This window comes from Lignipirellula cremea (assembly GCF_056501455.1).
Genome location: NZ_CM151415.1, coordinates 1,011,718 through 1,034,298 on the forward strand (window position 1 = coordinate 1,011,718; position 22,581 = coordinate 1,034,298).

General features: G+C 66.3%; 18 protein-coding genes. 11 read left to right on the top strand and 7 right to left on the bottom strand.

Going from position 1 to position 22,581, the window contains the following annotated elements:
- Nucleotides 1-11: 11 nt before the first annotated feature.
- Together SH602x_RS03950 and SH602x_RS03955 are read right to left on the bottom strand one after the other, a co-directional pair.
- Nucleotides 12-1,514, bottom strand: a complete 1,503-nt coding sequence (locus tag SH602x_RS03950; protein ID WP_479475569.1) for a tetratricopeptide repeat protein — start codon at nucleotides 1,512-1,514, stop codon at nucleotides 12-14.
- A gap of 384 nt (nucleotides 1,515-1,898) precedes the next feature.
- Nucleotides 1,899-2,858, bottom strand: coding sequence for an MBL fold metallo-hydrolase (locus tag SH602x_RS03955; protein WP_479475570.1), 960 nt, complete (start codon nucleotides 2,856-2,858; stop codon nucleotides 1,899-1,901).
- A 166-nt stretch (nucleotides 2,859-3,024) separates the two neighbouring features.
- Here SH602x_RS03955 and SH602x_RS03960 point away from each other — a divergent pair, with 166 nt between their 5' ends.
- Nucleotides 3,025-3,846, top strand: a complete 822-nt coding sequence (locus SH602x_RS03960; protein ID WP_479475571.1) for an AAA family ATPase — start codon at nucleotides 3,025-3,027, stop codon at nucleotides 3,844-3,846.
- Between the two features lie 39 nt (nucleotides 3,847-3,885).
- On the opposite strand, the gene SH602x_RS03965 is transcribed toward SH602x_RS03960, so the two are convergent.
- Genes SH602x_RS03965 through SH602x_RS03975 form a run of 3 tightly spaced genes read right to left on the bottom strand, consistent with a single transcriptional unit; the run spans nucleotide 3,886 to nucleotide 7,991 of the window.
- Entirely contained in the window at nucleotides 3,886-4,899 is a 1,014-nt protein-coding gene (locus SH602x_RS03965; RefSeq protein WP_479475572.1) for a calcium/sodium antiporter, read from the bottom strand.
- A gap of 50 nt (nucleotides 4,900-4,949) precedes the next feature.
- Nucleotides 4,950-5,903 carry an endonuclease/exonuclease/phosphatase family protein gene (locus SH602x_RS03970; protein WP_479475573.1) on the bottom strand — a complete coding sequence of 318 codons (954 nt, stop codon included), beginning with the start codon at nucleotides 5,901-5,903 and terminating at the stop codon, nucleotides 4,950-4,952.
- A 54-nt stretch (nucleotides 5,904-5,957) separates the two neighbouring features.
- A complete protein-coding gene (locus SH602x_RS03975; protein ID WP_479475574.1) occupies nucleotides 5,958-7,991 on the bottom strand; it encodes a DUF1559 family PulG-like putative transporter in 2,034 nt (677 codons plus the stop codon).
- A 270-nt stretch (nucleotides 7,992-8,261) separates the two neighbouring features.
- On the opposite strand from SH602x_RS03975, the gene SH602x_RS03980 reads away from it, so the two are divergent.
- The 8 genes from SH602x_RS03980 (at nucleotide 8,262) to SH602x_RS04015 (ending at nucleotide 17,876) form a co-directional block, all read left to right on the top strand.
- A complete protein-coding gene (locus SH602x_RS03980; protein WP_479475575.1) occupies nucleotides 8,262-9,515 on the top strand; it encodes a DUF58 domain-containing protein in 1,254 nt (417 codons plus the stop codon).
- Between the two features lie 53 nt (nucleotides 9,516-9,568).
- A complete protein-coding gene (folP, locus tag SH602x_RS03985; protein WP_479475576.1) occupies nucleotides 9,569-10,426 on the top strand; it encodes a dihydropteroate synthase in 858 nt (285 codons plus the stop codon).
- Nucleotides 10,427-10,528: 102 nt separating this feature from the next.
- The gene (locus SH602x_RS03990; protein WP_479475577.1) at nucleotides 10,529-11,035 is read left to right on the top strand and encodes a hypothetical protein; all 507 of its coding nucleotides are present in this window, start codon (nucleotides 10,529-10,531) and stop codon (nucleotides 11,033-11,035) included.
- Nucleotides 11,036-11,191: 156 nt separating this feature from the next.
- Nucleotides 11,192-12,292 carry a hypothetical protein gene (locus SH602x_RS03995; protein WP_479475578.1) on the top strand — a complete coding sequence of 367 codons (1,101 nt, stop codon included), beginning with the start codon at nucleotides 11,192-11,194 and terminating at the stop codon, nucleotides 12,290-12,292.
- 90 nt (nucleotides 12,293-12,382) lie between these two features.
- Nucleotides 12,383-13,429, top strand: a complete 1,047-nt coding sequence (locus tag SH602x_RS04000; protein ID WP_479475579.1) for an RluA family pseudouridine synthase — start codon at nucleotides 12,383-12,385, stop codon at nucleotides 13,427-13,429.
- A gap of 320 nt (nucleotides 13,430-13,749) precedes the next feature.
- The gene (locus SH602x_RS04005; RefSeq protein WP_479475580.1) at nucleotides 13,750-15,411 is read left to right on the top strand and encodes a DUF1800 family protein; all 1,662 of its coding nucleotides are present in this window, start codon (nucleotides 13,750-13,752) and stop codon (nucleotides 15,409-15,411) included.
- Between the two features lie 141 nt (nucleotides 15,412-15,552).
- Complete coding sequence (locus SH602x_RS04010) at nucleotides 15,553-16,857, top strand: DUF1501 domain-containing protein (RefSeq protein ID WP_479475581.1); 1,305 nt, start codon at nucleotides 15,553-15,555, stop codon at nucleotides 16,855-16,857.
- A 14-nt stretch (nucleotides 16,858-16,871) separates the two neighbouring features.
- Nucleotides 16,872-17,876, top strand: coding sequence for a WD40 repeat domain-containing protein (locus SH602x_RS04015; protein WP_479475582.1), 1,005 nt, complete (start codon nucleotides 16,872-16,874; stop codon nucleotides 17,874-17,876).
- An 8-nt stretch (nucleotides 17,877-17,884) separates the two neighbouring features.
- On the opposite strand, the gene SH602x_RS04020 is transcribed toward SH602x_RS04015, so the two are convergent.
- Nucleotides 17,885-18,856 (bottom strand): YihY/virulence factor BrkB family protein, encoded by a 972-nt coding sequence (locus tag SH602x_RS04020; protein WP_479475583.1) that lies wholly within the window; start codon nucleotides 18,854-18,856, stop codon nucleotides 17,885-17,887.
- A gap of 308 nt (nucleotides 18,857-19,164) precedes the next feature.
- On the opposite strand from SH602x_RS04020, the gene SH602x_RS04025 reads away from it, so the two are divergent.
- Nucleotides 19,165-20,427, top strand: coding sequence for a hypothetical protein (locus tag SH602x_RS04025; RefSeq protein WP_479475584.1), 1,263 nt, complete (start codon nucleotides 19,165-19,167; stop codon nucleotides 20,425-20,427).
- 16 nt (nucleotides 20,428-20,443) lie between these two features.
- Here SH602x_RS04025 and SH602x_RS04030 read toward each other — a convergent pair whose 3' ends face one another.
- On the bottom strand, nucleotides 20,444-21,538 hold the full coding sequence (locus SH602x_RS04030) for an LCCL domain-containing protein (RefSeq protein ID WP_479475585.1): 1,095 nt from the start codon (nucleotides 21,536-21,538) through the stop codon (nucleotides 20,444-20,446).
- Between the two features lie 267 nt (nucleotides 21,539-21,805).
- On the opposite strand from SH602x_RS04030, the gene SH602x_RS04035 reads away from it, so the two are divergent.
- Nucleotides 21,806-22,327 (top strand): hypothetical protein, encoded by a 522-nt coding sequence (locus tag SH602x_RS04035; protein ID WP_479475586.1) that lies wholly within the window; start codon nucleotides 21,806-21,808, stop codon nucleotides 22,325-22,327.
- Nucleotides 22,328-22,581 lie beyond the last annotated feature (254 nt).

The following is a 22,581-nucleotide window of genomic DNA, read 5'->3' on the forward strand; positions in this document are numbered from 1 at the left end:
CGGCATCGCTCTCAGCGGCGGACGTCGGAGCCGTCGGATTCGGGTCGGGCGGTGCGTACCGGCTCAGCCCCGGAGGCGGGCACGGCTTCGTTTTCGAACGTTTCGGCAGGCGGCGTCTTCATCGTGTCGGGTGCGACCCAGGTGACCCGCGGGGAAGCGTACGGACCGAGAGCGGCATTCGCCCCTCCCTGGACCGCAGCGATCGACGTGAATCGATCGCGGGCCTGAGTCGCGAGATCGGTCTCCCCCAGTCGCTCGTGAACGATCGCCAGGTTGTGCCACGCTTCGGCCAGCGGCTCGGAAGCGACGGCTCGTTGCAGCATGGCTCTCGCGTTCGCGTAGTCGCCCGACTTCGCGAGCAGGAACCCGAGTTCGTTTCCGGCCCGAGCATGTCGGGGCGATACCGCCAGCGCCGCATGGAACAGCGCGGTCGACCGGGGAATCGAGGCGGTCGATCCGACCGATTCCTGTTCGACGAGGAAGGTCTGCAGCTTGCCGAGTTGATAGAGCGCTTCCGCCGCCGTCTCGGACGATCCGCCGCAACGGCTCAGCGCCTCGGCAGAAAACGAGTAGTACGCTCGCATCGCGTCATTCGGCGTCGCGGTGGCGGCCTGCTCCCTGGTCAGAGCGGGCGTGCGGTGTCCCGCCGCGACGGCCGCCACTTCGACGCCGGCGACGCGAGCGTCTCCGCGGACCGCGAAGTCGTCCGCTTCGTGGAGCGCATCAAGACCCATCGCGAGCGCTTCGGCGTGGACGGGACTCTGCGAGTCTCCGTCCAGGGCCTGAGCGATCGTGCGCAGGGCGTTGACGAAGTTCGATCGTGCGGAGAGGAAGGCGCCCCGTTCGGCGAGGCCCATGCCTTCCAGCACCTGACCGCGGGCCTGCTCGGCCACCACGCCGAGCTGCGCGTCGTCGACGTTCAGGCGATAGTCTTCCAATTCGCCCAGTTGGGGTCGAACCGGGCCGCGAGCGTCCTGTCGGTTCCGTTCGACCTGCGCGAGGGTGAATCGATTCGTCGGCGACGGCGCGGGCGACGCGATCGCTTTGACGGGCGTCGGCGCGGAGGCGGTCAGGTTCGCAGGCATCCGCGACTCGAGCGGCAGCGTCGGAGCCAGCGCCGCGACGACCGTCTCGGACGACGGAAGCAGCGGCGGCAGTCGACGGGGCGGAGTCGTATCGGCGGTCGCGACTTGCGCGGGGGTCGTCGTCGGCATCGCCGGCAAGCGGCGCAGGTTCGATCGGGTCGAAGCTGCCGCGGCGAGAGGCGCCGGAACGTTCGGAGCGGGCCCTTGCATGGAAGGCAAGCTCGTCGCCGGGCGAGCGGCAGTCGTCGCGACCGGACCGACGGACGGAGTCTGAGCCCCGGCCTGAAAGAACGGGTTAGCTTCCAGCGTCGAACCGTTCCGGCCGTCATCCGCGGCGAAGGTCAAATCCGCGACGCCGCAGGTCGCCGCCGTGATGGCGAGCGTGCTGATCCAACAGACGCCGGGAGACCGCGTGGGGCGCTTGCGCATGCTTCGGGCTCCGTCCGTGCGAACGCTGCGTCTCGATCATCCGATCGATCCTCCGCAGCAGCGAAGCGTCGCGTTCGCGCATCCTCGCACGAACTTCGTGACGCCTCCGTCGGCAGGATCCGTACCTGCCCGCTAATCGATCGTCGCGACGATCCGCCGCGAACGATCGATTCGAGCCTCCGAGAGAGGGAACTTCGGAGCGCCGGACGGCGCATCCGGTACAGGCCGAACGCCGCGTACGACCGGTCCCTGCACAGCCGGAACGGCGGGAATAGCCGGAGCGACGCGCTCGATCCACAAGAACGGCGCTTGTCGGACAACCGGCGCCGTTTCGCGCACCGGCGCGAAGCGCACTTCCGCTCCGATCGCGCTCGGCGCCCGTCTCTAGACGGGGAGAAACGACCGCTCGCCGAGCGTTTCGGCGCGGTACCCGCGAGACCGCAGATCCTCGGCGAAGCGGGGCGAGCCATGCGTGCAGAAGATCCGGCTCGCGCCCGACCGTTCGACCGATTCGAGCAGCTCTTCGTAATCGGCATGGTCGGACCAGGGGATCGCGGCGTCAACCTGCCACTTCGCGAGCGTCCGATCGTCCAACGCCCAGCCGGTCAGAGCGCAGCTCCACGTCGAGCCGAGCCTCGCGATCGGACGCTTCAACTGCGTTCGGGGGGGAGCGACGACCACGCTGCCCGGCGGAACCGTTCGCGGAAGCGCCGACCATTCGCCCAGGCGGACGCCGTCGTTCTCGTAAGCCTGATGAAAGGGCATGATCCAGTCGTGAACGAAGTAGGCGATCCCCGACGCCGCGAACAGGGCCCCGACTTCCTGCGCCTTGCCCAGACCGTAAGCGTGAACGACGGCCACTCGGTCCGTACGCTTCGCCGCCTGGATCCCTTCGAGCAATCGCGCTTCCGACTCCTCGCGCGGCGGCATGACGTAGTGCGGCTCGCCGAAGGTCGATTCAGTGATCAGCACGTCCGTCTGCGGGATATCGGCAAGCTCGCTCGTCCGTGACGGTCGCAGGCGAAAGTCGCCCGTGTAAAGCAACGTCGTCCCGGCGCATTCCGCCAGCAGCATGGCCGAGCCGCGGATATGTCCGGCGGGGTACGTCGTCAGGCGGCAATCGGCCAGATCGACGGGCTTTCGAAAGTCGAGCGTTCGGTAGCGGGGGATCGGGCCCAGTCTTCGCCGGGCGATTTCGGCGGTGAAGGGGGTGCAGTAGATCGTCTCGTGTCGCGCCAGGTGATCGGCATGAGCGTGCGACACGAAGCCGCGCAGATGCCGGCGCTGCCCGTCGAGCGCCAGGCGGGGACGAGTCAGAATCAGATCGCGATCGACGTGAAACACGTTTCTCCGGTCGTTCTCCTGCGTCGTCGGCGTCCGGCCCGGGACGTAAACGGCGCAGGCTCAAGTTCTTTCGACGCTTCCGCCGATGAAGAAAGCGAGGCGCTCCCTTCTGCGCCCATCCTTCGTGGCGAGGCCCTCAACGGCTCGCCGATGCCTGCGATCGGTTATGGAACGCCACTGGGGCCTCCAGCGCAATCCTTTCGTCGATCCGAACGGCGGCGTCGCAATCGTAGCGACTCCCGTTCTGGAAGAGGCGCTCGCGCGCCTCGATTATCTCTGTCGGCGGCGGCGGCGGCTCGGAATCGTCTACGGCGAACCAGGATTCGGCAAGACGGTCGTGCTGCGATCGTTTCGGCGGGAACTGCTGGCGTGCGGAGAATCGTGCGCCCTGATGACCGCTGCGGGGTGCGACGGCGACGAAGCCCAGTACCGCTTCGCGGACGCGTTCGGCGCGCTTCGGTCCCCGTTGCGAACGCCGGGCGACGTACGACGAGCGGTGACTCGCGCGGTCGAGAACTTCGCGATGGTGGAGCAGCCCTTCACGCTGCTGATCGACGACGCGGATCGGGCGGCGGCAGGCTTTATGGAAGCGCTGCTGGCGCTGACGAAGGTCGGAGAACACGCCGGGGCGCCCCTCTCGATCGCCGTCGCCTCGTCGTCGGGCAAGATTCCGGCGAACGTCGCGGCGCAGGTCGACCTGACCGTTCGCCTGGCGCCCTGGTCGACCGCTGACGTGCAGCAGGCGCTTTCCTGCCTGCTCGCCGAGGCGGGGCGCAGCGAGCCGGCCTTCGACGACCAGTCGATCTGGCGGATCCAGGAACTGGCCGGCGGCGTTCCGCGCATCGTCATGCGCCTTGCGGAACTCGCGCTGGTCGCCGGGGCCGCCGATCGACGCGACCTCGTGACGGTCGATCTCGTCGACGCCATCGCGAGCGAGATTCTTCCGCCCGCCGCTCCGCCTCGATTCGACGGCGTCTTCGCCGACTGACGCTCGCCCGATCGGCGTCGGATCGATCGACGCGCTTCGTCAGAGCATCGCGGCGGCGGTCTCTTCCGGCGCCCGCAGCCAGAGCGCGAAGAGATACGCCAGGTAGAGCGCGAACAGGAACGCGCCTTCCAGGCGCGAGACGCGGCGCCCGGTCCAGCAGATCGGGAAGCAGATGGCGCAGGCGCCGACCATCACGATAAAGTCGAACGTCAGCGTCTCGTACGGCACGGGGACTTCGCCGCCGATCGCGCTCGCGGCCCCGAGTACGCACAGCATGTTGAAGATATTGCTTCCGACGACGTTGCCGACGGCGATGTCCCGTTCGCCCTTGACCGCCGCCATCACCGAGGCCGCCACCTCGGGGAGCGACGTTCCCGCCGCGACGAGCGTGACGCCGATGACGAACTCCGACACGCCGATGGCTCTCGCGATCGCGACCGCGCCGTCGGTGAAGAGATGGGACCCCGCCACCAGCAGCGCGAGCCCCACGATCACCAGACCGAGATGCAGCAGCGTGCGAAGCAGCGTGGGGTGACCCTGGTCGAGAGCTTCCGGAGTACCTGTGGTCGCCGTCTCGGCGAACGCGGGCGCCTCCGCGGCGACCTTCTTCGACCGCCGGCTGATCCAGATCGACGTCGACGTATAGCAGGCCAGCGCGATCAGGAAGGCGATCCCTTCGCACCGCCCGATGCCGCCGTCGATCGCGAGCAGCCCCGCGATAGCCGAGGCGCCGATCATCAGCGGCAGGTCGACGCGCAGCAACTGCGGCGCGACGGTCAGCGGCACGATCATCGCGGAGATCGCGAGGATGAAGAGCACATTGAAAATGTTGCTCCCCACGACGTTGCCGAGGGCGATCCCGGGCTCGCCCTCGAGAGTCGCCGCGACGGTGACGAAGAGTTCCGGCGCGCTCGTGCCGAAGGCGACCACGGTCAGCCCCACCACCAGCGGCGAGATCCGCGCCGCGAGCGCCAGCGTCGACGCCCCGCGTACGAGCCACTCGGCTCCGAGGGTCAACAGAGCCAGTCCGATCGCCAGCCAAAGAAAAGCCACCCGCCGCTCCCAGTCAGTGAATTCGAGTCCGTCGTCCGCGCGCCCCGATCCTAACGTTCTTCCGAGGACGCCGTCTCGCCGGCAGGCACGAGCAGGGTCGTAACGGGGAAGTGATCGGAGGGGGTGCGTCCGTCGCGCTGCGTGCGGTCGATCGCCGCAGATCGAACGTCGAAATCGCGAGACGCGCCGATCCAGTCGATCCGCGCGCCCTGCTTCGCGCCGGCGACGAAGCCGGAGAACGAACCTTCGTCGTCGCGGCGCTCGGGATGCGCCAGGCGATAGACGTCACGCAGCGGCGAAGCTTCGCCGTTCGCATCTCCGAAGAGCGCGACATACGGGGGTGACGCCTCTCCCGCGTTGAAATCGCCGGTCAGCACGACCCGGCAACCCTCGCCGAGGCGGGTGACTCGTTCGCGAATGAGCTTCGCCGACTCTCGTCGCGCTTCGGCGCCGCGATGGTCGAAGTGCGTGTTGACGAACAGGAGGGTCTTCGCGTCGGCGTCCTGGCGATCCTTCAGCTTCACCCAACTGGCGATCCGGGGAAGCGAACTGTCCCAACTTTTGCTGCCCGGCGTTTCCGGGGTCTCGCTGAGCCAGAAGTGTCCGCCGTCGGTGCGCTCGAAGCGCTTCGCCTTGTAGAAGAGCGCCGTCTGCTCGCCCGCTTCTTTGCCGTCTTCGCGGCCGACGCCCCAGGCTTCGTACCCGTCGATCTTCTGCTCCAGATACTCCCTCTGGAACAGGAGCGTTTCCTGCGTTCCCAGCAGGTCGGGATCGAACGCCTCGATCGTCTCGACGACGAAGTCCTTCCTGAGATCCCACCGGTTCTCGCCGTCGTTCGCCGAGCCGTAGCGGATGTTGAAACTCATCACGCGCACGGCGTTCTCCGGTTCAACGGCAGCCTGAGCGACGTTCGCTTCCGCAGGTTCCTGGGCGGCGCCGATCAGCGCCGGGATCGCCAGCGTCGCGATCAGGAACGACAGGGTCAATATTCGTCGGCGGTGCATGGCGGTTCCCTTGGGCAGGAGGGAGCTTCGCGGTTGAACGAGACGCTTACGCAGCTACGGCTGAAGCTGCGGCGCGATCGGCTCTTCGGACGACGTCGCCGGTTCGTCGGCGAACGGGTTCTTCTGCGGAGCAAGCTGACCTGCCGGAACGAGCGGCGGGGCCGCTTCGATCTCTGGCAGCGACTCCGCGGGAACGGCATCCTGCTCAGGATCGACTTCGACGCCGGGCAGGCTTTCGATGTCTCCGGCCGGAAGAGCGTCATCGCGCTCGACCAGTTGCCGCAGCAGTTCCGGCCCGACGTTTCGCAGCAGGTGGACGCGTCCGTCGGCGAAGCCCGTCAGAACGCCGGCATCGGTCCAGGCCAGATCGGAAAGCGCCTCCGTCGCCATGGCGTCGATGTCCTGCGGACGGATCCACGGAATCGGCAACCGCACCGTCGCGAGCGCGGCCGTCCGCGCTCCGCCGTCCGCGATGTCAGCTCCCCGGACTTCGCCTTCGGGGCTGAAGACTCCCTCCGGATGGACGAGCGCCGCGAGCGCCAGCCCCGGAGGGTTCGCGGTGTCGAACGACGATCGGTAAACGTCCGGAATGCGGTCGATCAGGCTTCGATTGTGCGGGCTGTCCCAGGGCTCGTCCCGTCGATACTGCGCGAACAAATCCTCTTCGCCGAGAAACGGCAACAGTTCCACCCGCCAGCTTCGTGGTTGACCTGATTGGGCGTCGTACACGACGGGCGGAGGGAGATGTCCGTTCGCGTCGTAGTACGCCCGCATCGCGCGCAGAACCCGGCGCTGTCGCTCGCGATCCTGTTCCAGGGCGTCTCCGTTCGGCGCCGCGAAGAGCATCCCCGACAGCATGCCGGGGAGCGCTTCCATCTCCTCGGGAAGCATGACCAGCCGCACGCCTGCCGCCGGGCCGATGTGGCCGACGGAGAGCCTCCGCTCATCGATCGAACGCACCAGGAGCTTCGCCGCGGACGAGGCATCGCCAGCAGGCTTGTGGAGATCGCTGGATTCTCGGCTGGTCGACGGGTCTTCGTGCGCGGTCTGATCGCGAGCGGCAGCCAGGGCCAGACGCACGACGCCGACCAGATCTTCCTCGAGCGTCGTCGCGACGGCTTCGCTGTTCGTGACGATCATCGCTTCGAAAACGAAACGCGTCGTCTCCCGAACCGTGACCGAATCGAGCCGCAGCGTCCAGGCTTCGACCCGATCGCCCCAGAACGTTCGGAACAGGGCCCGGTCGTCCACCGTGAAAGCGGTCGAGCCGAGCTCCCGCAGCAGACTGCCTGAAACAAGCGCGCGGGCTCGCAGGGTCGGCCCCTCGAGTTCCGCGATCCGTAAACCCGTCGGCGTGCGCGCGAAGGAGCCCGGGTTCAGGTACGGGATCACGCCCGGCGACAGCTCGTTCTGCAGCAGAACGAGGTAGCGGTTCTCCAGCAACCGCACCGTGCTGCCGCGAAGCTGATACGTCGGGATGAGCGCGGAACCGATTCGTACCGCCTCGGGACCGAGGGCCTGCTTGAGATCGCGGTCGTAGAACGGCTCTCGAAAGCGAAGCACGAATCCGTAGCCGTACTGCGTGGAATCGACCGAGGACTGAGCCAGGTAGGCCTCCGGCGTGGTCACGGGATCGACGAACGCCATCCCGTTCGCTTCGGAGTCATACGGCACGAGGAAACAGGTGAAGCCTTCGAGGTCTTCCAGGCGGTCGGACGGAATCGGCGCCGACGCGAGCAGCGCCTGCAGCAGCGTGCCATAAAGCGGAAGGAGCGCCGGGTCGTCGCCGAACGCGGAGAGCTCCGCCGTCAGGATGCCTTCCGCCGAGGGAGGTACGTAGACGAGCGCCGGATCGCCGAACGGTTGCGGCGCGGAGAGCGCCGCAAGATCGGGCCCGGTCCGCAGCGCCTCGACGCGCGGGGAAGCCTCCGCCGCCGCCGCCGCCGCCGGGGGCGGAACGTCGACGGGATTCTGCGCCCGCAGATCCGCCTGCGGAGCCAGCAGGGCCCAGCCGAGCGCCGCCGCGAACGCCGCCAGCCGGGGATGCGGCGCCGGGAGCCCGCGTTTCAGGAACCGTCCGCACGCCATCGCATCGCTCCGCAGGTTCGCCCGCGCTCGAGGATCGTCAAAGCCAAGGATCGTCAAACCGTCGCACTTCGAGCCGTCGCACGAAGGCTTCGCCCGGCGCCGGTACGCATAGGGTTCTCCAAGAGGGCCTGTTTCGCAATCGCCCTCGGGGGAAAGTCGCCAGCATAACCGCCTGAAGCGCCTGGCCCCACGTCCAAATCGAAGTCGATGCGGCAGTTATAATCGCCGATGTTCGCCTCTCCCTTGCGCTCTCCGAGCGTCGGAAAGTCCATGGCATCGCCTTACCGCCGTACCAAGCTTTGCCTGGAGGGGTGGTTCTACGTCATGGTTTTCTGCTTCATTCTGAGCGGGGCCGTGTTCCGCCAGGTGAACCTGCTGATCTTTCTCGCCGGCCTGATGCTGGGGCCGCTGCTTTACAACTGGCGCTACGCGGTCGAAACGCTGCGGCTCGTTCGCGTCAGGAGGAGCCTGCCCCGCATGGTCAGCGCGGGAGAGTGGTTCACCGTCAACCTGGCGGTCTCGAACGATCGCCGGAATCTGCTCAGTTACGGGGTCGTGGCGGAAGACAGCATTCGTCCGATCGGCGATTCCCGGTCGAGGGCGGAAACCCTTTCGCAGACGCTGGTCGAGCGACTGGAACCGCAGTCGACCGTCGCTCGGGCCTACACCGCCTGTATTCCCCGTCGAGGCAAGTACGACTTCGGGCCGCTCGTCGTCGAGACCCGCTTTCCGCTGGGACTGGTCGAAGTCGGAATGGTTTTCCCGGAGCGTCAGTCCCTCCTCGTCGCGCCGCAAGTCGGCAGACTGACGCCGAAAGGACGCGCGCTGCTCGGCTTCGACCCGCAGGGTTTGCGGATGCTGCGTCGACGGATGCTAGACAACGAAGGGGAGTTCTACGGCGTGCGAGAGTGGCGGGCGGGCGATAGCCGCAGACTCATCCACTGGCGAACGGTCGCGCGGACCAATCGTCTGGCCGTGCGTCAGTTTCAACCGACGCAGCGCGAGGACCTGACGCTCGCGCTCGACGGCTGGCTGCCTCCCTCTCCGCAGCCTGCCGACATCGAGGCGCTGGAGAACGTCGTCCGCCTGACCGCCACGATTCTGGCCGAGCTAAGTCGCGAAGGGGGGACCCGCATCTCGGTGATCCTCGCCGGCAAGACCTTCGAAGACCGCCACGGCGTCGCGAATTCGTTCTTCCTGACCGAGGTGCTCGAATTGCTCGCGGAATGGCAGGGAGGCGCCGAGCGCTCCCCTTCGGAGGCCGCCGACCGAGCGCTGCAACGTTCGCTCGGAAGCGGCAACGTCGTCTTTCTCACCTCGCGGACGCTCGCTGACCTGACCGCCGCGGTCGCAGCGCAGCCCATCGCCCGCGAGGACAGCTTCGTGCAGGGTCGCTTCCTGCGGCTCTCGTCGCGCGAAGAGACCTTTCAGACGCTGGCCTTCTACGAACCGATCGCGAAGGACGCGAAAGCGAAACCCGCCGCCTCCGATCGAGTCGGTTCGGCTAAGCAACCCGCCTACTGACCAGTCGAGTCGTGAACGGATCAACTACCGAGTTCGCTCGAAACCACTGAGCTATGCCCTCTCGATCCTGGTCGCTGCGAACCCGAACGCTCGATCTCGGCGGCGCGCCGAAGCTGATGGGGATCGTCAACGTCACGCCCGATTCGTTCTCGGACGGGAACGCGTTCTTCGACGCGGAGCGGGCGATCGAGCAGGCGCTGCGGCTGGCGGACGAGGGGGCGGACATTCTCGACATCGGCGGCGAGAGTACGCGGCCCTACGCCACGCCGGTCGAGCAGGCGGAAGAGCTTCGGCGGATCGAACGCGTCGTCGCCGAGGTCTGCCGAAGGAGGAACGTCCCCGTCTCGATCGATACGTACAAGGCGTCCGTCGCGCGGGCGGCTCTCGACGCGGGCGCGGAGATCGTGAACGACGTCACGGGGCTGGAGGGCGATGGGCAGATGCTGGGCGTCGTTCGCGAGTTTCGCCCCGGCGTCTGCGTCATGCACATGCAGGGGACGCCGCAGACGATGCAGGACGATCCGCGATACGAGAACGTCGTCGAGGAGATCTACGGCTACCTGCTGGCCCGATTCGAATCGCTCGTCGGGGCCGGGGTTCCCGCGGAAGCGATCTGCCTCGACCCGGGCATCGGGTTCGGCAAGACGCATGAACACAACTTCGCGCTGATGCGATCCGCTCGGCGGTTCCTCGATCTGCCGGCGCCGATTCTCGTCGGGCACTCGCGAAAGGGCTTCATCGCCAAGGCGATCGGCAGCAAGGATCGCGACCGAACCGCCGGCACGCTCGGCGCTTCTCTGGCGCTCGCAGCGTCGGGCATCCCGATTCTCCGCGTTCACGACGTTCAGGCGACGCGGGACGCTCTCGCCGTGTTCGCGGCGTGCGGCGGCTTGGGATCGCCCGGAACCTGAGCGGCGACAGACATCCGAAAGCGGCGAAAATCCTCGACAGAAGCGCCAGGCGCCGGCGAAATAGGGTCGTAGAGACCGGTCCGCTCGCTTGGGAGACGCAGGATGTTCGCGGGAAACGCTCGTTCGACGTCGTTCGTCTTCGCTGCCGTCGTGCTGACGGCGACGAATCTCGCCTGGGGGCTCGGTTTCGAACTGGGCGAAACGAAGGAGCAGCTCAAGCTGCGATATGACGTCTCCTGGATGGACCATCACACGGGACGAGTGACGGTGAATGTGACGCTCGCCGACGAGGGAAGGCTCGGCCCCCTGCGTTCGGTCGCATTGCAGATCCGCCCCGAAGAGGGCACGGGATACGTCGACCTGTCGACGACGCTCTCTCCCCGGGAATCCGAGGGGAAGCGAATCTACACCGTGCACCTGACCCGGGAACTGGCCGAACGGGCGGAGATTCACCTGGTCACGGACCATCTCGATGGAAAGCAGCAGCTCCGGACGTGGTATTACCACCGGATTCCGATGTCGGAGAACCTGACTGCCGATCAGCAGATCCCCAATCCGCCTGGCGCGAAACCGAAGGCCGGGGACGCGGAGACGGCGCCCCGGGGATGACCGATCGACGCCTCCGCCGGCGAGCCCCTCGCCTTGACCCTCGCGAGCGAAGGTCTTTATACTTCGCCCCTTAGGTCGAATTCTTCTGGACAAGACTCTCGCAAGGCGGCCGGCCTGCGACGACGTCCGCGCTGATAGCCCCCGCTCGGCTTTTCCATGAACAAGCGTCGCCACGAACTCGAAGAGAACGAACTCGCGACTTTTCTCGAGAAAAAGATCGGCGCCGCACGGGAGAACCCCGACGACGTCAAGAAGTGGGCCGTTCCGATCCTCCTCGGGATCATCGCCATCTGCGGCGCCTGGATCGCGGTCTACATGGTCCGGACCATGAGCCGCCCGACCCCGGGTTCGTGGCTTCCGCTGATGGTCGCGGTCACCATGACCGAGACGCCCGAGGCGACGCGCACGCAACTCAAGAACATCGCCGAGACGCCTGACGAACCGGCGGCTCTGTGGGCCCAGCAGATGCGGGCGGACTCGTTCCTGCAGGAAGGCGCCTCGAAGCTGTTCGCCGCGACGAAGAAGGAACGCAACGAGGGTCTCGACATGCTGAAGTCGGCCCAGGAAGGGTTCGCCAAGGTCCGTGCCGAAGCGGCCGACCGCGGACAGGATTCGCTTCTGATTCGTCGCGCGACGTTCGGCGAAGCGCAGGCCTGGGAAGCCCTGGCCGAGCCCGGGAAGGCGATCGAGCTCTATGCGGAACTGGCGAAAGACGCCGCCGACACCGCGGTCGGCGAAGCCTCCAAGCAGAAGCTGACGTTCCTCGCCCGCAAGAACGACAAGGGCGAGTGGGCGGTTCGCGAGGACGTCGCGAACTTTCTGACGACCTACGAAGCGTTCGTTCCGACGCCGCCGCCCGTGACGACCTCGCCTCTCGGAACGCAGCCCGCCGCCGATCCGGCCGCGGACGTGCTCAACATGGCTCCCGCGCCCGATCTGAGCTTCCCGGGCATGGACGAATTCCTCGGCCCGGGCGGATCCGGCGCCGAAGATCCGGCCGGCGGCAGCTTCGCCCCGGAAGGCTCCTCGCTTCCGTTGACTCCCCCGGCAGACGCTCCCGGCGACGAGACGGAGCCGCCCGCGACTCCGGAAGGCGAGGCCCCGGCAGCGCCTGAAGCGGTCGAAGAGTCGACGTCTCCCGAGACGACCCCGTCGGCGGAAACGCCTGCGGAACCCTCGTCGCCGGAAGACGCCCCGGCGGAGACTCCCGCAGAGGAAGCGCCGGCTCCTGAGTCGAGCGAAACGCCCGCTCCGTAAACTGCCGGTATCCCGGCGTCGATGGATCGTCGCCTCCTTTCGCTGTCGATCGTCGCTGCTTCGCGACGATCCCGAGGTGCGACGCTTTCCATGCGCGACCGGATGATCGCCGACGACGACGCGGGCGAATCGACGTTTCCCGTCGAGGCGGCCGACGAAGGCGAACGGCTCGACGCGTTCCTCGTCAAACGCTTTCCGCACTTCAGCCGGACTCAGATTCGCAAGGCGATCGAGGACGGCCTGGCGTTCGTGGATAGCACGCCGGCGAAGGTCGGCGTGAAACTGAAGCTGGGGCAGGCGGTGGCGTTCACGCCCCCGCTGGCTCCGCCTGCCGGCTCGCTGCCGGAGGACATCCCGCTCAACGTCGTGTACGAGGACGACGACCTGGCCGTCATCGACAAGTCGGCGGGCATGGTCGTCCACCCGGGGCGCGGAAACTGGTCGGGCACCCTCACGAGCGCCATCTCGTTCCGCTTCGCTGAGCTCTCCGAAACCGGCGGCCCCACGCGGCCCGGCATCGTGCATCGGCTCGATCGCGACACCAGCGGGCTGATCGTGATCGCGAAACACGACGCGGCCCATCTCGCGCTGGCGAAGCAGTTCGAGGAACGGACGGTCGAAAAGTGCTACGTCGCGATCGTCCACCCGGCGCCGGACCGCGACCGGGACCTGATCGACGAACCGATCGGCCCCCACCCGTACATGCGGGAGAAAATGGCGATCCGGCGAAATCACGCACAGAGCCGCGAAGCGACCACGTTTTACGAGGTCGTCGAGCGTTTCGGCGGCGTCGCGGTCGTGCACGCTCATCCGAAGACGGGCCGCACGCACCAGATCCGGATCCACCTCACGCACGTCGGATGTCCGATCCTGTGCGACAAGCTCTACGGCGGAAGGGCGCGCGTCACGCCCCGCGAGTTGATCGGCCTGTGCGGTCGGGACGCCACGCCGGAGTTCGGACCTGACGATCCGCCGGCGGACGAGGTTCTGCTCGATCGGCAGGCGCTGCATGCGCAAACGCTGTCATTCACGCAGCCGACGACGGGAAAGCGACTCTCGTTCGAGTGCGACCTTCCGCCCGACATGTCCCGCTGCATCGATCTGCTCCGGCGTAAGGCCAAGCGGAAGAGCGGCTAGAGCGACCGCCCGCTCGCGATCGAAACCTACGCGCCGCCCGGGGAAGCTGATCGTTTCTCCGGGCGTTTTCGTGCGCTCGCTGTCTCGCGACCCGCCGGCGCTCCCCGCACAGTGGTCGTTCGATCGGATTTTCCAGTTGACCCACCGGGCCAAATCTGGACAATTATCCGGCGGGACACCATGGTCCATTAAAGCCGGATTTAGGGTGTCCTTCCCGCCGCCGTGACTTGGCCCTCTTTTGCCGGGTCGCGCAAACACCCTCCCATCAGCTGAGGCCGCTCAAGATGAAGCTGCCTGGAACCTCGCAGGGATTCGCGAACGTGTCGTTTTTCCATTCGACTCGTTCGCGCTCCGTCGCCCTCGCCGCGACTGCGATCGCCGCTCTGTTCTTCGGAGCCCCGCTGGCGCTGCATGCGGACGAAGCGTCGCCGCAGGATCTCTCCGTCACGGAGCTGATCGACCGCGAAATCGCCGCCAAACTGGGCGAAGCGAACGTCACGCCCGCTCCGGCGATCGACGACGTCGCCTTCGTGCGACGCGTCACTCTGGACCTTGCCGGACGCATTCCGACCGCTCGCGAGACCGAGGAGTTTCTCGCCTTAGAGACGACCAGCCGTCGCGAGTCGTACGTCGACCGACTGTTGCAGATGCCGGACTACGCGGTCCACCTGCGAAACGAGCTCGATCTGCTGCTGCTTGCCAAGGTGCGGCGGGACGACGACTGGCGGAACTATCTCCTCGGAGCGACGTCGGAGAATCGTTCGTGGGACAAGCTCGTTCGCGACATCCTCGTCCCCGAGAAGAGTCGCCCGGGCGAGAAGGGTCCCGCCGCGTTCCTGCGCGAGCGAACGGGCGACCTCGACAAGCTGACCAGCGACGTGAGCGCGACGATGTTCGGCGTGAACATCTCCTGCGCGAAGTGCCATGATCACCCGCTGGTTCTCGACTGGCAGCAGGACCATTACTACGGGCTTTCCTCGTTCTTCAGCCGGACCTATCGCACCAATGCGGGCTCCGTCGCCGAACGATTCGAGGGGAGGCCGAAGTTCACCACGACCTACGGCGAGGAGAAGGAGGGGCGCTTCATGTTCCTCACCGGCGTCGAAGTCGCCGAGCCGGAACAGAAGCTGTCCGACGAACGCAGGAAGGAACTCCAGGAAGCGATCAAGAAAGCGGAACAGGAAAGCGACGCCCCTGCGCCGACGCCGGAGTTCAGTCCGCGATCGGAGCTGGTCGAGCTCGCGCTCGCCGAACAGGAAGAGCCGATGCTCGCCCGTAACATCGTCAACCGGACCTGGGCCCGCTTGATCGGTCGGGGAATCGTCGAGCCGTTGGATCAGTTCCATTCGTACAATCCGCCGTCGCATCCGGAGTTGCTGGAAGGACTCACGGCGACGTTCATCGCTTCGGGATACGACCTGAAGTCGCTCATCCGCGGGATCGTGCTGTCGCAGCCCTACGCCCGTTCGAGCGAAGTTCCCGAAGGGTCGGAAACGCCCGCGCCGGAACTGTTCGCGGTCGGCGCCGTGCGGGCGCTGACGCCGCGGCAGATGGCGACCTCGCTGGCAGTCGCGACGGCGGCGCCCGAGAAGTTGCCGGGCATGTCGCTGCCTCCTTCGTGGGACCAGGATCGTCGGTCGATGGACGATCGGGCGACGGGGCTGTCGGAACTGTTCGCGATTCCGGAGGTCGGGTTCCAGGTCGGCGTCGACGAGTCGCTGCTGTTCAGCAACGGTTCCCGGATCGCGGAGGAACTGCTCCGCGACGATTCCGACCGACTGCTCGGCAGCCTGAAGCAGATCCCTGAGGACAGCGCGGCCGTCGACCGGGCGTTCTTGTCGATTCTCTCGCGACCGCCGGCGCTCGAAGAACGCGAAACGGCGATCGCCTACGTGACGGATCGCAAGGACCGTCGCGACGAGGCCCTGAAGCAACTCGCCTGGGCGCTGCTCGCGACGGCGGAGTTTCGTTTCAACCACTGAGATCATCGAAAGGCGTGACGCATTGCGGATCGCCTTCCATCGATAGGATCGTCCGGCGCGTCCGGACGCAAGGAATTCTGTCGCACGGCGAAGGGCGTTCGCTTCTCCGCCGCTTGCGATCCCGATCAGGAGGGATGTCTGATGAATCACGCGAATCCATCGCGAACGCTCGCCGGCCTGGGGCTCTCCCGCCGGAAGTTTCTGGGCACGATCGGCGCAGTCGCCGCGGCGGGCGCCGCCGCCGATATGACCGGGCTGAACGTGCTGCGGCAGAAGGCGGTGGCCGAGGAGCTGAAACGCCGCGGCAAGCGCGTCATTCTGCTCTGGCTGGCCGGCGGAGCGAGCCAGCTCGAAACTTGGGATCCCAAGCCTGGGCGTCCGACGGGCGGTCCCTTCGCCGCGATCCCTTCGTCCATCCCGGGCGTGCAGATCAGCGAGCTGCTCCCGAAGATGGCGGACAAGCTCGACCGGACGGCGATCATCCGCTCGCTCAACACGAAGATCGCCGATCACGGCCAGGGCGCCGAACTGATGACGATCGGTCGGCGACCGGAGCCAGGCGTCGAGTATCCCGATCTCGGCGCGATCGTCGCCGCGGAACTCGCCCGGGTCGACAGTCAGGTCCCGGACTTCGTCTCCATGTATACGGCGACCGAGGGGCGCACCAAGACGAGCGCGGGCTTTCTCGGCGCGCGCTACAACCCGATGTTTCTGACCGACGACCCGACGCCGCGCCATCTCGCGAAGATGGAAACCATCTCCGAGATCGACCATCAGGACCGGGCCGCGCTGCGCAGCTTCCTGTCCGCCGGCTTCGCGCGTCGCGTCGAGAGCCCCGCCGTCGCCAGTCATGGCGCGGCCTACGAACGCGTCCGGGGCCTGATGGCCAGCGAGAAGCTGTTCGACGTCAATCAGGAACCGCAGGCGATGCGGGATCTATACGGCCCCACCCAGTTCGGCGAGCAGACGCTCGTCGCGCGGAGGCTCGTCGAAGCGGGCGTGCCGTTCGTCAAAGTCGCCCGCGCGTGGTGGGACAGCCACGGCCAGAACTTCGAGACGCATCGCGAGCTTTGCGCCGATCTCGATCGCGTGATGTGGGCCCTGCTCACCGATCTCGAACAGCGGGGCCTGCTCGACGACACGCTGGTCGTGACGCTCAGCGAATTCGGCAGAACGCCCCACATCAACGGCAGCCTGGGACGCGATCACTTCGCCAGCGCCTGGAGCTGCACCCTTTCGGGCGCAGGCGTGCTCGGCGGAAGCGTCTACGGCAAGACGAACGAGGACGGTACGGAAGTCGCCGAAGGCGAGGTCGGCGCGGGCGATCTGTTCGCGACGATCTTCGCCGCGCTCGGCATCGACGAGCATAAGGAATACGTGCTCGGCAGCCGACCGATCCCGATCGCCGACTTCGGCGCCAAGCCCATCAAGGAGGTCCTGGCGTAACGTCGGGATACCGCATGGATCCGAAAACCTACGAACGGTCGTTCGAGAAGCGCGGGAAGGAAATCTACTTCTGCGCTGCCCTGTCTTCCGACGGCGCGGTCGGCTTCGCCGGCGCCTCCGACGGCAAGGTCTATCGCTTCGATCTGAACGAAGAAAAAGCGGAACGCGTCGCGCTGGAAGGTGCAGGGCATTTCAGCTACGTCACGGGCCTCGCGCGGGCGGGCGAGGTTCTCGTCAGCGTCGGTTACGACAAGCGGATCGTCTTCTGGAACGCGATCGACGGGAAGCAGATTCGCGCGATCGAGGGCGCGCATGCGAACTGGATCCGCGCGGCTGTCCCCTATCCCGACGGCTCGCGCGTCGTCACCGTCGCGGACGATATGCAGGCCTGCGTCTGGGACGTCGCCACGGGCGAGAAGTTGGCGACGTTCACCGACCATGCGCCGCTGACGCCAACGCACTATCCGTCGATGCTCTTCGCGGCGGCCGTCTCGCCGGACGGCAAACGAATCGCGACCGGCGACAAGGTCGGCCACGTGGCCCTGTGGGACGCCGAATCATTCGCAAAGATCGGCGAGTTCGAATCGCCGGGCATGTATACGTGGGACCCCAAGGCCCGCGTCCATTCCATCGGCGGCATCCGCGCCCTCGCCTTTTCGCCTGACGGGAGCAAGCTCGCGGTCGGCGGCATCGGCAAGATCGAGAACGTCGATCACCTCGGCGGCAGGCGCCGCATCGAGATCTTCGACGTCGCCGGCGGGTCGAGCCTGCGAGAAATCACCGGGGAGAAGGACGGCCTGGTCGAACGCCTCGTTTGGGCGGACGACAGTTCCTGGCTGCTCTCCGCGGGCGGTTCCGGAAACGGCTTCCTGATGTTCTGGGAGCCGGAGACAGGCGTGCTGCTCCGCGAAGAAGAGATCGGCGGCTTCGTACACGACGTCGAATTCGCTTCCGATCAGTCCGCCTTCTTCCTCGCCGCGCACGAGCGCGCGGAACTCTGGAAGCGCAAGGCCGAGTAGGGTCGCCTTTAAGTTGCCGGTTCGACCTGGGGCTTGTTGCCGGTCGTTTCGCCTTCGTCCGTCGGTTCGACGCGGCGTCCTTCGCAGCGCGTGGCATAGACCTGCGCGAACTCGGCGCCGAGCAGCAGGATCTGCGCGCTGAAGTAGATCCAGATGACCATCGCGACGACGGAGCCCGCGGCGCCGTACGCCGATCCGGGGGCGCTGTAACCGAGGTAGAGCGTCAGCAGGTACTGCGCGACCATGAACAGCGCCGCGGCGATGAAGGCGCCGAGCGCGACGTGCTTCCACTTGATGCGGGCCGAAGGGAGGAACTTGTAAATCGCGCCGAACATCACGAAGACGATCGCGAACGTGACGACGATGTTGACGCCCCCCCAGAACAGAGAGCCGAGCGGAAACTGCTCCGAGACGAAATTCTGCGCCGCTTTCAACGCCACGCTCAGCACGAGCGAGACGAGCAAGAGAAACCCGCTGCCGAAGACCATCGCGAGCGACAGAAAGCGGTTCTTCAGCATCTCCAGGATGCCGGCGCCCTCCTTGGGCTGGACGTCCCAGATGACGTTGAGCGCGGTCTGCAACTGGATGAAAACGCCCGACGCGCCGACCAGCATCGTGACGACGCCGACGATCGAACTGAACCAGCCGGAGCCCTTCTTCTCCTGCGAACTCTTGATCACCTCCTGAATCGTTTCGGCGTTGTCGGAGCCGACGATCGGCCGGATCTGCTCGACGACCTCGCCCCGCGCGGCTTGCTCGCCGAAAAAGAACGCGACCGTCGTGACCAGAAACAGCAGCATCGGCGACAGCGCCAGCAAGCTGTAGAACGCGAGAGCTGCACCGAACTGGGCTCCGTTGTCGGCAGTCCATTCGGCCCACGTCCGCTGCAACAGGCTGAGCAAGTTCAGCGAGGAATCCTCGCAGTCGCCCGACTTCGACTTTTCCGCGTCGCGAAGGAGTTTCTCCTGGGAGACGATCATGGGAGCGTTCTCGCAATGACAGGGTCGCGCAGTTCAGGTACGTCAGATCGACCGGCCCGGCAGCGCCCGCACGGTTGAACCGGGTCAATCGAACCGCGATGAAGGAGCGAACGTATTCGGCCAGTCGGTTCAGTATTTCGGCAGGCGGCTGGGAGCATTCTTCGGTCTCTCCCCAGTCTGCCTAGTCCGCCTTGCGACGCTCGGGAGGCCCATGTTAGGTAGACGAACGCCGAAGGATCCGTTCCGACGGACGCATAATCCGCGCCGGCCCGCCTCCGAATTTCCTGCCTCGACGTTCGCCGCTTCCGATGTTCCGACTCGTCCGCTCGATCGCGTTCGCTCTTTCTGCGACGACCTTCGCGCTGACGTTCCATCCCGCGTCGGGCGATTCGCCGTCGAAAGAAGGGGAGGCGAAGAAATCCACGGCTGCCGACGCTTCGTCGCTGGATGCGTCGGTCGACCTTGAAATCGAAGACGAAGAGCCGAACGCGGTCACCGCGTTCCTGGACGACGGTTCTCTGCCGGAATTGCCTGGGTTTTCCGAACTGCCTCAGGCGGCGGTCGCGACGCGGATGGAATTCCGCGACTGGATCCGGGAGGAGATCGATCCGCCCGGGCCGTTCCTGCACGAAGATCGCGTCGACCTGCGGGCGCCGGTTTCCGTCGCCAACATCCTGATTCCGCAGCCTGAAGGATGGCTCGTCGACTGTCGCTTCATGACGACGCAGGCGAACGGCTGGATTCAGAAGGGCAATCCCGTCGCCGACGACGAGGTCTCGACGACGTGGGGCAGTCAACTTGCGGCGGCCGGCTACTGGGCGACCGATCGCCGCATTTACGATCGCCACACCGTCGACCTGACCTACGCGGTCCAGCGGGGCGTCGGCGTCTACATCCGACCGCAATTCGAATCGGAGGTTCTACGTCAGCGTTCGTTCGCCGCATCCGGCGGCAAGCGCTCCTTCGGACAGTCAGGCATCAGCGAGGTCGCGGCCGGCGCGCTGATCGACGTCTACGACGATCCGCAGAACGTGGTCGTGCTGCAGATGGGAACGGTAGCGCCGGTCTATGTCGTGTCCGGGTATCGTCCGAGCTGGGCGATCGACGCTCCGGCGGGAACGACCCGCGAAGACTGGTTCACCCCCGACTGGCGCATCCAGCCGGCGCTGACGTACAAGCACTTCGGGAAGTGGTGGTCAGGCGGCGTCCAGTGGCTGAGCGACTGGGAACTTTCCGGCTCGCCCACCTCGGGCGTCATCGACCAGTCGACCCACGTCAACGTGTGGTTCTCGTACCTGCTCGATAGTCACAAGGCGCTCGCCTTCACCGTGCGCGGCGAAGCAGTCTGGCGGGAAATCGGAAACGAGGATCTTATTCCGCCCAGCCTCGCCCTCAGCGATCCCCGGCTGCAGGACGGACAGACCTTCAACCTGGGCTACGGACTGATGTTTCAGTTACCGATGGGCGGGCGACTGAACCTCGAGATGGCCCACCTGCTGTACCAGTACTCGCCCGACGTTCAGATTCAGGATCAGTTCGCGCTCGCCGCGAGCTATTCGAAGACGTTCTGACGAGATCCGATCCGATTCACTTGGGTACGTCGTAATGAAGGGACGTGACCGGCGGACCTTCGACGAAGCGGTAGCTGGCCGTCCAGGAATTGTACGGACGTGAGATGACGCCGTTACGCTCGGACGCTTCGTACGAATCGCGACCGGCGAGGAATTCGATCGTGACGATCGCCTTTTCCCCTTCCGCGACGACCCCTGCATGCACGGCGGCGGCGTCGAGAGTCGAGTCGTCGGTGTAGACGTCGGTGCCCCAGACCGCGCCCGCGTTCGCCGAGCCGACTACGAAGACGGGCAGTCGTTCGAGTCCCTGTCCGCGAAGGGCGTAGGGATAGGTCAGTCGACTCGCCGCCGCGTCGACGCGGAAGCTTCCGCTGTAGGACCTCCAGTCTCTGGTCGCGACGCCGTTCGCGGCAGACGCGCTGTAGGACGGTTCGCCGGGAAGAATCGTGAACTGCACGACCTTCGTTTCGCCCTCCTGCAGCACGCCTGCGTGAACCGCGGCGGTCGCCAGGTCCGAGTCGTCGGTATAAACGCCGTCGCCCCAGACGGAGCCCGTCGTCGAGCCGGTCACCTCCGCATAGAAGCTCTCGCCGTTTCGTCCGCGGAGCGAGTAGGGACGCCCGTCGTCGATGCCGTTCGCCGCGGGCTGACCAGGTACGCCGGGCGGAGCAGCGATCGGCGGCAGGGGCACGCCGCGCAGAGCCTCCAGCGCCCGCACCTGATCGCGGACGACGATCGCTTCGTCGAGCATCGCGGCGCGACAATAGGCATCCTGCAGTTGTCGCAGCGACCCGATCAGGCGCTCGCGCTGGGCGGCGACGACGTCCGGCAGCGACGCGCTGTCGTAATCCAGCAGCAGGCCGCATCCGCCCGGGTATCCGGACGGCATGCCGCCTCCGACGAAGCCGCCGCCTGCTCCCATGCCCATTCCGGGCGGGACGTAACCGACGCCCCGCGATTCGATGGCGGCTCCTTGGTCCGTCGATTGCAGAACCCCGCCGAGTCCGCTCGACTCGCTGACGGCTACCTGTGCCGTCGCCGGAGCGCTCCAGGCGACGGCTGAAACGAAGAGGAGGATGCAGGCCCGACAGGCGAAAACACGCCGCTTCATGTCATGGCTCCCGAAAGAAGAGCGGTTCCCCCCGCGTCGTACGAGAGGAACGTCTGAACGACAAGGGTCGAACGTCGCGGCGCCGGCGGCGCAACGCGGTCCGATATTCCAGATTCTCTGCGCAACGCGTTCGTCTTCTGAGCGAAGTTCTCTTATCGTTACCGAACGTTTACGCAGCCCATTCGACGCGATGCGTCGGGCGAAAGTTCCTTCGCGATCGTTCGCGGCTCGCGCGCGAACCTCCGGCAGTCACTTTCGAGGCGGACGATGCAGATCGGAAAGCTTCACGTCGACAATCGAATCTTCGCAGGCGCCGGAATCGTCCTGCTGCTCGTGGGAGGTCTGCTCTGGCCCTGGTCTCGCCCGCAGAACGAGATCCTGCGACTGCACGTTGATCCGCAGTACAACGCGATCCAGCGCAGGTTTCTGACGGCGAAGACTCGAAAGCCCCGCAACCCGTGGGGGCGAGGGGGCGTCGTGCCGTTCAATCCTCTGTCGATCACGCTGAAGAGCGACGGCCCGCGGTTCGACGCCTACGTGCTGGACCTGGCCGAACTTGACGCCGATTCGTCGGTCGACCATTTCCTGGACGCCTCCCGCCGGATCGAAGCGGGCGAAAAGCTGGACGAGTCCGCGACGGTCTTCCGCCGGCTCGACGTGACGGAGACTTCGTTTCCGCTGGCCAGCGTCCCGTTCGGCTTCCGTGCGAAGTACATGCTGATCGTCTGCGGCGAAGAAGCGACCGAAGTGATGGGCGTGGTCAGCTACGGCGGCGCCGCGGCGGAGTGAGGCGCACGATTCGCCGCGCAGGGTTCGCTTCGGCGGAGGAATCGAGGAATTCTCGCCCGTTTTCTCCGCTCTGTCGCGTCATGCGACAGGCGTTCCGCGTTCGTCAGTTCGTGCGGAATCGGCTCCGCGGGAAGGACGCGAGGATTCGGAACCGGATCGGGAGATTCGTTCAAGATCCGGGCGTGATCGGGCGAAGCCGCGCGGCTCGCTGAGACGAACTAGAAAGGCGAGGCGGGAGACTCTTCGTTCTCCTG

Excerpts from the sequence above, each read along its gene's own strand:
- SH602x_RS04000 (WP_479475579.1), top strand. The coding sequence starts at position 12,383 with ATGCGCGACCGGATGATCGCCGACGACGACGCGGGCGAATCGACGTTT.
- SH602x_RS03990 (WP_479475577.1), top strand. The coding sequence starts at position 10,529 with ATGTTCGCGGGAAACGCTCGTTCGACGTCGTTCGTCTTCGCTGCCGTC.
- folP (WP_479475576.1), top strand. The coding sequence starts at position 9,569 with ATGCCCTCTCGATCCTGGTCGCTGCGAACCCGAACGCTCGATCTCGGC.
- SH602x_RS03995 (WP_479475578.1), top strand. The coding sequence starts at position 11,192 with ATGAACAAGCGTCGCCACGAACTCGAAGAGAACGAACTCGCGACTTTT.
- SH602x_RS04030 (WP_479475585.1), bottom strand. The coding sequence starts at position 21,538 with ATGAAGCGGCGTGTTTTCGCCTGTCGGGCCTGCATCCTCCTCTTCGTT.
- SH602x_RS04035 (WP_479475586.1), top strand. The coding sequence starts at position 21,806 with ATGCAGATCGGAAAGCTTCACGTCGACAATCGAATCTTCGCAGGCGCC.
- SH602x_RS04020 (WP_479475583.1), bottom strand. The coding sequence starts at position 18,856 with ATGATCGTCTCCCAGGAGAAACTCCTTCGCGACGCGGAAAAGTCGAAG.
- SH602x_RS03980 (WP_479475575.1), top strand. The coding sequence starts at position 8,262 with ATGGCATCGCCTTACCGCCGTACCAAGCTTTGCCTGGAGGGGTGGTTC.
- SH602x_RS04025 (WP_479475584.1), top strand. The coding sequence starts at position 19,165 with ATGTTCCGACTCGTCCGCTCGATCGCGTTCGCTCTTTCTGCGACGACC.
- SH602x_RS03975 (WP_479475574.1), bottom strand. The coding sequence starts at position 7,991 with ATGGCGTGCGGACGGTTCCTGAAACGCGGGCTCCCGGCGCCGCATCCC.
- SH602x_RS04010 (WP_479475581.1), top strand. The coding sequence starts at position 15,553 with ATGAATCACGCGAATCCATCGCGAACGCTCGCCGGCCTGGGGCTCTCC.
- SH602x_RS03960 (WP_479475571.1), top strand. The coding sequence starts at position 3,025 with ATGGAACGCCACTGGGGCCTCCAGCGCAATCCTTTCGTCGATCCGAAC.
- SH602x_RS03970 (WP_479475573.1), bottom strand. The coding sequence starts at position 5,903 with ATGCACCGCCGACGAATATTGACCCTGTCGTTCCTGATCGCGACGCTG.
- SH602x_RS03950 (WP_479475569.1), bottom strand. The coding sequence starts at position 1,514 with ATGCGCAAGCGCCCCACGCGGTCTCCCGGCGTCTGTTGGATCAGCACG.
- SH602x_RS04015 (WP_479475582.1), top strand. The coding sequence starts at position 16,872 with ATGGATCCGAAAACCTACGAACGGTCGTTCGAGAAGCGCGGGAAGGAA.